Consider the following 9347-nt stretch of genomic DNA (forward strand, 5'->3'; position numbering starts at 1 on the left):
TGATTGTCTTGCCTGCCAATGGCATCAGCCCGCAGCGACTCACCGGAATATCAAAAGATCTTTAGGAAAGGTCGCTGAGTCTGGTTGGGGTTGACGAAGTTGTGGATGCGAGGTCGATGCGCTCGGGGATCGGCTCTGCCGTCAAGCTCTCGCTTACGGCTGGAAGTACTCCGACATCAGGCGGCTGACCCATTCCGGCTGCTGGACGTTTACCGGCAGGAACTGCGTCATCGTTGGCTTCAGGTCGATGACGGGGGTGCCCGATACCGCGTCGAGGCCGACCACCGTCAGTTCGCGGCCGCGGACGGATTCGATCGCGCAGCACGTCACCCCGATGCGGTTCGGTCGGCGGGGACCGCGACCGGCGAAGATGCCGACGGGCGGGAGGTCGGCTCGGCCGCGGTACGGGCGGGGCTCGCGGTAGTCGTCGCGCTCCGCGAACTGGTCGAAGATGAACAGCACGTCGACGTGGGAGAAGCCCTCCATCCCTTGCAGACACGCGTCGCCGAAGCGCTCGTCGATGTTGATCGTGCTGCGGACGGCGCCCCAGTGGTCGGTGTGCTGGACCTCCGTTCTGTCGTTTCGGACCGTACCGATCGGGCTGATCTCGAAGCTGCGCATGGAGCGAGGCTGTCCCTTCAGTGGATGCGATCGTCAGCCGAAGCGGCGCGACCCGTGGTCACGCAACGAGGAGGAGGACGCTGATCGCCGCCATCACCATGGCGGTAGCCCCGTGGACACCGTATACGGCCGCCTTGGGCCCGTTGTTGCGTGACACGATCAGTGCGTCGCCGGCGGGTATGCCGGCGGCGGCCAGCAAGAACCAGCCCAGCAGGTGGGGGGTCGCTCCAGCCAGCAGGACGAAGATGAAGATCCCCGAGGCGATGTCGCGCACGGCCTTGACGGACAGCCAGGCCTGGAAGTTGCGGTCCTCGGTCGGCGTACCGGGGATGCCGAAGCCGGCTGCGGCCTGCGGCGCCCGGAAGGCGTTCACGCCCATGAAGATGCAGCCTGCGCCGATCAGTCCGGCGAGCACGTTGGCGATGGTGATGAGCATGGGCAGTTTCCCTCTTTGGTAACACCGGCGGCGCTAGATTTCGTACGCCAGTGGGTTGTCTGCGGCGGGATATGTAGCGTCGCTAGGGCGAGTGGTCATGTCCGCCACCAGCGTGCGCCGCGGCGGGAACGTGCTCACCGTCGCCAGCTGACGCTCGATAGGACCGACCACGCCACAACAGGGCTCGAGGTCCAGGATCTGAGCGGGAGCGACGAACGCACGTGCAACAGGCTGCGGGCAAAAGGTCGACCCCGGTGACGGCTTACATCTGGCCGGTAGAGGTGTTCACGGCCGATCGGGTGAAGGTGCTCACGCCGCGGCACGGCGTGGCGCAGGCGGCGTACTCACCGTGGGGCGCGTCAGTCGATCGTGACGGCGGAGGTTGGCTGGGGTCATGGCACGATTACCACGCCGCCGCGGACGCCGCCTTGGGCCAGCCGACCGTGAGCGGCCGCGGCTTCGGCGAAGGGGTACACGCCGGCGACCCGAAGCGGGATGTCGCCGCTGGTAACGAGTTTGACCAGTTCACCCAGCCGCGATCCGTCCGGTAGTACGTTCAGTGCGAAGGTCCGGATTCCCCGTACCGGTTCCGGGCGAAGCGGAGGTGACGCGGCCACGTAGCCGCCGCCGTCCCGGGTGAGGTCCAGCAGCGAGGGGCCGATCACCGCTAGGTCGATGACCGCGTCGAACGTCCCCGTCGGGTCGTCGGAGCGCGGCAGGAATGCCGCGCCCAGCGACTCGACGAACTCACGGTCGTCGGTTCCGGCGAGTCCCGTGGCGTGCAGGCCGGTCGCTCGGGCCAGCGTCAGGACGAACCCGCCGACCTGCCCGGCGGCGCCGGTGACGAGCACGGTCGAACCTGCCGAGAGCGCGAGCAGGTCGAGGGCCTGGGCGGCGGCGAGGCCGTTGGTCGGCAGGGTCGCCGCCTCGGTGGCGGGGACGCCAGCGGGCGCGGGGGTCAGCCAGGCTGCGTCGAGCACCACGTACTCCGCGTGGGCACCGACCGTGGTTTGCAGCCATGGCGAGAAGCCGATGACCTCGTCGCCGATCGTGAACTGCTCGACCGCCGGGTCGACCGCGTCGACGGTGCCGGCGACATCCCAGCCGGGCGTGTACGGCAAGCCGGTCGGCAGCGGCGCCGGGAACCGACCGGCGCGGATCATCAGGTCGACTGGATGGACGACGGACGCGGCGACCCTTACCCGTACCTGCCCCGGCCCCGGCTCGGGCATCGGCACGTCGGTCACGTGCAGGACCTCCGGCCCGCCGAACTGTGTGTAGCTCACTGCACGCATCGCTGTCTCCTTGGTGGACTCTCGTGATCACCAAGACCGTACGAATCAGCGGGCACCATGAGAAAGTAGGCACCGCGAAGTACCTAGGGCACCGATGGAGGAAAGATGGCGACGACGACCGCGGCGCAACGTCGCGAACAGGCCAAACGCGACTACGACGCGTTCCTGGAAGCCTGCCCGACCCGCGAGCTGCTGAGCAGGCTGACCGACAAGTGGGTCGCACTGGTGATCCCAGCCCTGGCCGGCGGTCCGCAGCGGCACGGCGAACTCGCCGGCCGCATCGCCGGTGTCAGCCAGAAGATGCTCACTCAGACCCTGCGCACGTTGGAGCGCGACGGCTTGGTCACCCGCACGGTCACGGCCTCGGTACCGGTCCGCGTCGACTACGAACTCACTCCGCTCGGCCATGAACTGTTTCCGGTCATGGTCGCGATCAAGAACTGGGCGGAGCTGCACATGGACCGAGTCTTCGAAGCCCGCACCCAATACGACGCACGCCCCTGAACCTCTTCAGAGACAGTGAAGCCTTGGCCTCGCCGAGGCAGTCACCGTCCGTGCCGATCACTGGGTCGGCAAGCACGCAGCAACTTGCGGCTATAGATGAGCGGACACCCGATCGAGCTCGTGGTGCTCCGCGCGTCATGAGCGTCGGCGACCCCGAATCGTGGTCAGCTTTCGATGTCGATGCGGTCGACTCGGCCGTGCGTGTCGAACCGGACCGCGAGGAGGTACTGCGTACCGTCAGGATCGATCGAGTAGTCGAACATCGCCTCGTGCTCGGAGATCTCCGTGCCGGAGTAGAAGGCAACTGCACGGAGTCGCAGCGCACCAACGAATGCGTCGACGCTGACGACGCTGCCGGAGGCGAGCCCCAGCACCGGGCGGATCAGATCCGGCTCGTGGAGATGGTGCTCCAGGTATACGCGGACCGCGGATTCTTCGTTGCTGACGTCGCCGCACATCGCCGCTCGAGCGTTCCGGTCGAACTCTGCGAGGGCGACGACGTACCTGGTGACCCGGTCCAGAGTGCGCTGATCCATGGCCGTACCGTCAAATGTGAGGTTGACACCGATCCTGGCCTGGAGCCACGGGATTTCGGGTCGCTTCAGTGGTGATGTCTCTGGTCGAACCGCTGGCGGGGACCAGAAGTCCGGCCATGGCGGGGGACGGTGCTCCGGGTGGCCGGGGCACCGGACAATTGTGCGGTGAGCGACAACCTCGACGTGTTCGCCCCGTCCATGACGCGCTTGCGTCGTTCCAAGGGTACGGGCTCGAGCACCTCTCCTTCTCGGTCACCGGCGCGGTTGACGCCATGGAGCTCAGCTTGCGCCCGATCCATCCGAAACCGGAGACGACCCTGTCCATCCGCGACATCCACTACTTCTCCATGCATCGGCTGCCCCACGATGAGATCGACTTCTTCGACTTCGAGGCAACCACGCTCACTCCCGGCCTGCCATGGCCTCTCGAGCTACCCCCTTCGGGATGGGTCCGCGGCGGAGTCCCGCCTCTGCTGTGGATCCGAGGCAAGGGCCCAGCGTCCTTCGACGTAGTCGCCGCCATCGTCAGCGTCCTGTCTCAGATCCGCTAAACCTCACTACGCGTAAGGATCGATCAGCGGCTACTTATGTGCGCACCTGATCAAGGCCGTCAATCGCCACCAGCGGCGATGCGTCGCGGTGCCGGTGATGCCCTTGGTGAAGTGGGGCACCGACCGTGGCTGCTCGTCACGGTACGGTCGTTGGCGTGGTGCGGGTGATGGACGATCCGGGCGAGGTTGTCGTGGCACTGCGGGGAACGGCACTCAACGGGCATCCGGTGGAGCAGGGACTGGGCGACACGATGCTGGTGGAGGGCGTTGTGCCGGCGCGGGTCCTGGAGTCCTGGCGGGCGGCCCGATCGGTGGTGGCGCTGACTGGCCGGTGGCCGGTGCTGACGGGTGTTGGGGAGTTGTACCACGAGCCGGAGCCGCACGAGATCGCCGCGCTGGAGCGGGCAGCTCGCGCCGTCGACCCCTGGTCGGTCTACCGTAACTGGGGCGACGATGACCCGGTCGGTCCGAACGACCTGTACCTGCACGTGGGCAGCCTCGGCTACGTCAACCTCGCCGCGCGGGCCGAGCGGGAGTTGCCGTTGCCCACGACCCGGCTGGCCGTCGAGCGATGGCTCTGGGAGGCGATTATCGCCGATCCGGATCTCATCGAGCTGGGGCATGGCGTCGCGGCGCACTTCGTCGGCACGCGGGCCTGGTACACGCCGCGGGACGTGCAGCTCGTCCTCCTGCCAACACCGGATCAGTGGCTGGCACCGGTCTGGGTCAGCTACTACGCCGCTGCTCGGCCCGACGGGCCGGCGGGGCTGGCGGCGGCGATCCGGCAGTGGGAACGACACTGCGGTGCCGAGTTGGTGGCCTGCTGGACGACGATGTTGCAGTTCGTCGTCGCCCGGCCGCCGACGCTCGGTCCAGACGCATGGCGGCTTGCCAAGCAGCTCAAGGCGGTCGGTGGCAATCTCCAGATGCCGCCGTGGGCGCTCGCGCTCGCCGCGACCCGCAGCGACGCGTGGTTCCTGCACGACCGTCCGTGAACGCGCTCAACCTGCTGCTCTCGGCAAGCCCGTAGACGACACCTCGCCCGCCGAGCAATCCCACGACAGTCCAGCGGACTGATCGCGGCTACATGAGCGAGCACCTTCGTCTGCGGGTGGGCGCTACCGGTATCACGCAGATCTCGGCCGTTCGTGGCATCGACCGGTGCAGCCTATTGTTCACGCTGGGCTCGCAGATCCTCGGTGTTGTACTGCGAGGCCCGTGACGTCCTACCATCGGCGATTCCTTGCCGGGGATCACGTGCAGGTGTGGTCGGAGATCGGTGCCTTCACGGCGGTTCCCGACGGCGTTGCCGAGGATGTGATCGCGGTGTCCGACGAGACGATGCGGCGCGTTGCCGTTCACGTGCGTCGGCTCGCGGAGGCGCTGGCCGAGCTGGGCCTGGTACCAGCGGGCACCCTGTACCGGCCGCCGACCGATGAAGAGCTTGCCGACTTGCCCCGGCTCGACGAGGAGATCGGCGGGTTGCCGGCGGCGCTGTCGGCGTGCCTACGCAACGTCGGCCAGGTGATGTTCACCGGTGACTGCCCGGTGCTCGGGATCACCTATGAGGAGATGGAGCCGGACGACGCTCCGCTGCCCGACCCGCTGGTAATCCCTGGGGCGAGCTGGCTGCGGCAGGAATGGGACGACCACCGTGATTCCTATGGTGACCCCGGCCCGTTCGACTTCATGTTCTCGCCGGACGACATGACCAAGGCGAACATCAGCGGCCTTTCGTACACCATCCGTCTGCCGAGTCGGGCCGCGGACCCGGCGCTGATTGGCCTGACTTGGCGGACCGGCCCGATCACGCTGGTCGAGTACCTGCGGACGTCGATCGCTTGGGGCGGCCTGCCCGGCTGGTCGACCGCGCCGGACGACGCTCCCGAGGAACTCCAGCGTCTCCAGGTCACCCCGGACTTCTGAAAGCTGACCGACACGCTCATCGGCATGTCCGTGAGCCGGCCGACGAACTTGCCGTAACGTTCCGTTGCGACCGGATTGCGGCAGATGAGGGCGCCAAGATCGCTGCGCGAGAGCCTAGTGACTGCCCGTCAAGACGTCGCGCTGTACGAGTTCGACGTCGACGCATAAGGTAGGCGCCCTGAACCGAACTGTCCAGACAAGCTCAGCGGAATGGCACCCCGACCCACACACTGACCTAGGCATCCGACGGACTATCCGTCAGGGATGCCGGGGTTCTCTGCCGCCAGCGTGGCGCTCAGGACGTCTTGCTCGGCCAGCCGGACTCGATACTGCCCTCCGTCGCCAGGTCGCAGCGGCGCTTTATGCGACCGAGACCGCCGACGCGGCAGTCACGGCCACGACACCTCACTGCGAGGCAGGGCACGCTTCCCTTGAAGACGCGGAGCTTCCTCGACTCCGCCGGGGCCCGTCTGCGCTCAGCGCTCGCCGCGCTGCTCGGCGGCCGACGCCCTCAGTCCTTCGTGACGGCGATACAGTCGACCTCGACGTCGAAGGGGCCCGTCCACTCCGGCACGCAGAAGAAGATGCGGGCAGGCGGGTTGTTCGGAAAAAAGCGCTTGTAGACCTCGTTGAAAGCGTTGAAGTGCTTGGCCGAGATGCACATTACGTTGCACTTCAGCACATGCTCGAGGTCCGAGCCGGCGGCCTCGAGCGCCTTCTTGACCTGGGTGAGGATGAGCTCGACCTGGTGTTCGAACGGCGCGTTCGGGAGGATTTCCCCGGTGTCGGGGTCGAAAGGCGGCATGCCCGAGACGAACACCATGTTGCCGGCCCGGGTACAGGTCGACACTGGCGCGCCCCACTTCTCGAAATTGCTGTCGATGGGTTCGACCCGGATGATTTCCCGTTCCATGGGTTCGCTCCTGGTCCGTTTGGCGTCAGTCCAGCCTGGATTCGTCGCGAAAGTCCGCCGATGAGTGCGTGTGCATGCGAAGGTGTGATCCGGCACTAGCGATCTTGAACGTTCGTTGTTCAACAGGCCGTCACCCAAGCCGAACAGCTAGCTCTTCTGGGGTCTGGCGTGCTGCAGTGCGATCTGCTGGAAGACCTGGGCCTGCGTCGGGTAGCAGTGAACCGTGTTGGCCAGCGCCTCCAGCGACATCTGGTTCGTGATTGCCAGCGTAAGCTCGCTGATCATCTCACCGGCGTGCGCCGCCACAAGCGTCGCTCCTGCGATCTCGCTGCTGCCGCTGCGCGTGTATATCGCCCCGAACCCCTCCTCCTCGCCGTCGATGAACGCCCGCGCCAGCTTGGCCAGGTCGAGCCGGTAAGCGTCGATGACGACACCTTCGTTGCGGGCTCGGCGGGGAGTTAGGCCCACCTCGGCCACCTCGGGATCGGTGTAGGTGCAGTGGGGAATGACGAGCTCTCGTACCGGGCGATGCGCTCCGTCCAGCGCGTTCGCGATACAGAGCCGCGCTGTCGCATTGGCCGCGTGCGTGAACTTCTGCGGGAAGGTTGCATCGCCAATGGCATAGATGTTGGGGTTGCTGGTGCACAGGTATTCATCTACCTCCACGCCGTCCCTGGCGACGTGCACCCCTGCCGCGCCCAGGTCCAGGTGCTCCACGTTCGCCTTACGGCCGGTGCCGAGCAGCAGCGCATCATAGGGCAGCTCGCGTGTTTCGTCGGTGCCCTGCGCCAGCAAACGGCCGGCGCCCGCCCGTACTGCCATGAACCCCAGATGGAGCCTTATCCCCTCCTGCTCGAACCGGCGACGGATCAGCTCACTGACCTCCGGCTCATCATTGGGCAGCAGGGTCCTGGAGTGGCTGACCAGGTCCACCTCGCTGCCGAGACGGCGGAAGGCCTGGACCAGTTCGCATCCCATCGGGCCGCTGCCGATGACGACCAGCCTGGCTGGCAGCTCGGTCAGTGAGAAGACGGTCTCGTTGGTCAGGTACTCGCCGGTCCGCAGTCCCTCGATGGGGGGCACCACGGGCTCCGATCCGGTGGCGATCACTGCTGTCCGAAATTGCAGTAGCCGGCCCTCGACCTCCACGGCATTCGGCGCGGTGAAGCGCGTGTGCCCGAGGTAGACCTCCGCCCCCGCTTGCTCGGCCACCTCGACCGCATCGCCTGCGCTGCTCATGGAACGCATCTTGCGGACCCGATCCATGACCGCGCCGAAATCAATTTGGGGTGGGGCGTCGAGCCGAAAGCCGAACTCGGCCCCGCGGCTCGCTTCGTGGACCGCGCGTGCGCAGCGAATCAGCGCTTTGCTCGGCGTGCAGCCGAAGTTGACACAGGTGCCCCCGGTCAGCCGCTGTTCGGTCATAGCGGCGCGGTGCCCGCCTGCGGCAGCAGTCGTGGCGGCGGTGAGGCCGCCCGGTCCGCCGCCGAGCACCACCAGGTCGTAGTCACCACCTTCGCGGTTGACCCAGTCAGATGGGTGGCCCTGGCGGATCGTCCGCTGGTTGTGAACGTCATCGGGGTACAGCTCGATCGTCCTCATGGCGTATCCCCCGTTCCCCGAGAATTGCCGTGGCGCACACGTGTCAGGCGGGCTGTCGTACCGCCGTCCCAAGACGATTGTCGATCAGGTACCGCCAGCGCCCATCCGCGCCTCGCCGCGCGACATCGCTTGCCGTACCTGCGACGTGCACGTGCCTGCCGTCGGGACCTGTGCCATCAATTGCCCAGTCCACCACGATCTCGGCGATATCGCCGGCAACGAACACATGGCGCGCCTTGGCCGCCAGCGGCAGGCCGAGGCTGAGATCGCGCTCGAGTTCGGCAGCGACCTCGGCGCGATCAGAGACAGTCCGCCCGTCGTCCGCGACGAGCACGGCTCCTTCGTACAAGGTCATCATCTCGCTGACCTCGCCGGAATTAAATCGCTCAATCAGCGACGGGATGACGCCTTCGGGTCCAGTGGGGAGCGAAAAGGACTCGGACATCGCGTTCTCCTGTTCGTGTTGGTTCAGCGGTCTCCTGTTCGTGTCGGTCGAACTGCGACGCGTCCCACGCTATAGCGCGGGTGATGGCCTGCCTGGGGGAGAACGCGGGTGACGGCCTGGCTGGAGGAAATCCGCAGGTCATCTTCCACTTCACCCCGGTCGGGTCGGGCTGGATCAACCAGATCGAGACCTGGTTCGGTATCCTGACCCGCCAGTCGATCCGCCGCGCCACCACGGCAGACGACGTGCAGGTTGATGAAGTACCGGCAGGGAATGCCAGCCTGGTTGTGCCGACCTACCGCCGACGATCGCGTCCCCGAGTCCTCACGGACGAACGCGGATGATCGTCTTCCCGCTGATCCGCTCGGTCGGGTTGAGGGCTGCGACGGCATCGTCGAGGGTTGCGATGTTGCCGATGTTTGTCCGCAGTCGTCCGTCCCGCACCCGCTGGACGATCTCACTCAGCTGGGTGCGATCGGACTCGACAACGAAGTCGACCGCCAAGCCGTCGTCGGGCC

At 66.6% G+C, this 9347-nt stretch carries 12 protein-coding genes and 1 pseudogene; 5 read left to right on the top strand and 8 right to left on the bottom strand.

The genetic code is table 11. The features are described 5' to 3' along the window. Window positions 1-153 precede the first annotated feature (153 nt). From ABD352_RS29280 to ABD352_RS29290, 3 genes are all read right to left on the bottom strand, one after another. Window positions 154-621 carry an SAM-dependent methyltransferase gene (locus ABD352_RS29280; protein ID WP_344615734.1) on the bottom strand — a complete coding sequence of 156 codons (468 nt, stop codon included), beginning with the start codon at window positions 619-621 and terminating at the stop codon, window positions 154-156. 58 nt (window positions 622-679) lie between these two features. Next, entirely contained in the window at window positions 680-1057 is a 378-nt protein-coding gene (locus ABD352_RS29285) for a DUF4267 domain-containing protein (protein ID WP_344615735.1), read from the bottom strand. Window positions 1058-1449: 392 nt separating this feature from the next. Then, window positions 1450-2352 (bottom strand): NADP-dependent oxidoreductase, encoded by a 903-nt coding sequence (locus ABD352_RS29290; protein ID WP_344615736.1) that lies wholly within the window; start codon window positions 2350-2352, stop codon window positions 1450-1452. A 105-nt stretch (window positions 2353-2457) separates the two neighbouring features. Between ABD352_RS29290 and ABD352_RS29295 the strand changes: the two genes are divergently transcribed. Further along, complete coding sequence (locus ABD352_RS29295) at window positions 2458-2856, top strand: winged helix-turn-helix transcriptional regulator (protein WP_344615737.1); 399 nt, start codon at window positions 2458-2460, stop codon at window positions 2854-2856. A gap of 164 nt (window positions 2857-3020) precedes the next feature. On the opposite strand, the gene ABD352_RS29300 is transcribed toward ABD352_RS29295, so the two are convergent. Further along, window positions 3021-3392 (bottom strand): DUF2004 domain-containing protein, encoded by a 372-nt coding sequence (locus ABD352_RS29300; RefSeq protein WP_344615738.1) that lies wholly within the window; start codon window positions 3390-3392, stop codon window positions 3021-3023. 272 nt (window positions 3393-3664) lie between these two features. Here ABD352_RS29300 and ABD352_RS29305 point away from each other — a divergent pair, with 272 nt between their 5' ends. From ABD352_RS29305 to ABD352_RS29315, 3 genes are all read left to right on the top strand, one after another. Then, on the top strand, window positions 3665-3943 hold the full coding sequence (locus ABD352_RS29305; RefSeq protein ID WP_344615739.1) for a hypothetical protein: 279 nt from the start codon (window positions 3665-3667) through the stop codon (window positions 3941-3943). Window positions 3944-4098: 155 nt separating this feature from the next. Continuing rightward, window positions 4099-4938: a DUF4253 domain-containing protein gene (locus tag ABD352_RS29310; RefSeq protein ID WP_344615740.1), complete on the top strand. Its 840-nt coding sequence runs from the start codon at window positions 4099-4101 to the stop codon at window positions 4936-4938. A gap of 223 nt (window positions 4939-5161) precedes the next feature. Then, window positions 5162-5869, top strand: coding sequence for a hypothetical protein (locus ABD352_RS29315; RefSeq protein ID WP_344615741.1), 708 nt, complete (start codon window positions 5162-5164; stop codon window positions 5867-5869). A gap of 511 nt (window positions 5870-6380) precedes the next feature. On the opposite strand, the gene ABD352_RS29320 is transcribed toward ABD352_RS29315, so the two are convergent. The 3 genes from ABD352_RS29320 to ABD352_RS29330 form a co-directional block, all read right to left on the bottom strand. Beyond that, window positions 6381-6782 (bottom strand): RidA family protein, encoded by a 402-nt coding sequence (locus ABD352_RS29320; protein ID WP_344615742.1) that lies wholly within the window; start codon window positions 6780-6782, stop codon window positions 6381-6383. Window positions 6783-6929: 147 nt separating this feature from the next. After that, on the bottom strand, window positions 6930-8384 hold the full coding sequence (locus tag ABD352_RS29325; RefSeq protein ID WP_344615743.1) for an FAD-dependent oxidoreductase: 1455 nt from the start codon (window positions 8382-8384) through the stop codon (window positions 6930-6932). Between the two features lie 43 nt (window positions 8385-8427). Continuing rightward, window positions 8428-8829: a YybH family protein gene (locus ABD352_RS29330; protein WP_344615744.1), complete on the bottom strand. Its 402-nt coding sequence runs from the start codon at window positions 8827-8829 to the stop codon at window positions 8428-8430. Window positions 8830-8912: 83 nt separating this feature from the next. Here ABD352_RS29330 and ABD352_RS29335 point away from each other — a divergent pair, with 83 nt between their 5' ends. Beyond that, window positions 8913-9173, top strand: coding sequence for a hypothetical protein (locus ABD352_RS29335; protein ID WP_344615745.1), 261 nt, complete (start codon window positions 8913-8915; stop codon window positions 9171-9173). Here ABD352_RS29335 and ABD352_RS29340 read toward each other — a convergent pair. Then, window positions 9154-9347 (bottom strand): annotated as a pseudogene (locus ABD352_RS29340) (NADP-dependent oxidoreductase); the annotation flags it as partial. The gene ABD352_RS29335 and the pseudogene ABD352_RS29340 sit on opposite strands and share 20 nt — an antisense overlap.

Source organism: Dactylosporangium salmoneum, from assembly GCF_039532525.1.
Taxonomy (GTDB): domain Bacteria; phylum Actinomycetota; class Actinomycetes; order Mycobacteriales; family Micromonosporaceae; genus Dactylosporangium; species Dactylosporangium salmoneum.

Bases quoted from the DNA above. Each gene is read 5' to 3' on its own strand.
- ABD352_RS29300 (WP_344615738.1), bottom strand. From the start codon at position 3,392: ATGGATCAGCGCACTCTGGACCGGGTCACCAGGTACGTCGTCGCCCTC.
- ABD352_RS29325 (WP_344615743.1), bottom strand. From the start codon at position 8,384: ATGAGGACGATCGAGCTGTACCCCGATGACGTTCACAACCAGCGGACG.
- ABD352_RS29305 (WP_344615739.1), top strand. From the start codon at position 3,665: ATGGAGCTCAGCTTGCGCCCGATCCATCCGAAACCGGAGACGACCCTG.
- ABD352_RS29290 (WP_344615736.1), bottom strand. From the start codon at position 2,352: ATGCGTGCAGTGAGCTACACACAGTTCGGCGGGCCGGAGGTCCTGCAC.
- ABD352_RS29295 (WP_344615737.1), top strand. From the start codon at position 2,458: ATGGCGACGACGACCGCGGCGCAACGTCGCGAACAGGCCAAACGCGAC.
- ABD352_RS29285 (WP_344615735.1), bottom strand. From the start codon at position 1,057: ATGCTCATCACCATCGCCAACGTGCTCGCCGGACTGATCGGCGCAGGC.
- ABD352_RS29335 (WP_344615745.1), top strand. From the start codon at position 8,913: ATGGCCTGCCTGGGGGAGAACGCGGGTGACGGCCTGGCTGGAGGAAAT.
- ABD352_RS29280 (WP_344615734.1), bottom strand. From the start codon at position 621: ATGCGCAGCTTCGAGATCAGCCCGATCGGTACGGTCCGAAACGACAGA.
- ABD352_RS29320 (WP_344615742.1), bottom strand. From the start codon at position 6,782: ATGGAACGGGAAATCATCCGGGTCGAACCCATCGACAGCAATTTCGAG.
- ABD352_RS29330 (WP_344615744.1), bottom strand. From the start codon at position 8,829: ATGTCCGAGTCCTTTTCGCTCCCCACTGGACCCGAAGGCGTCATCCCG.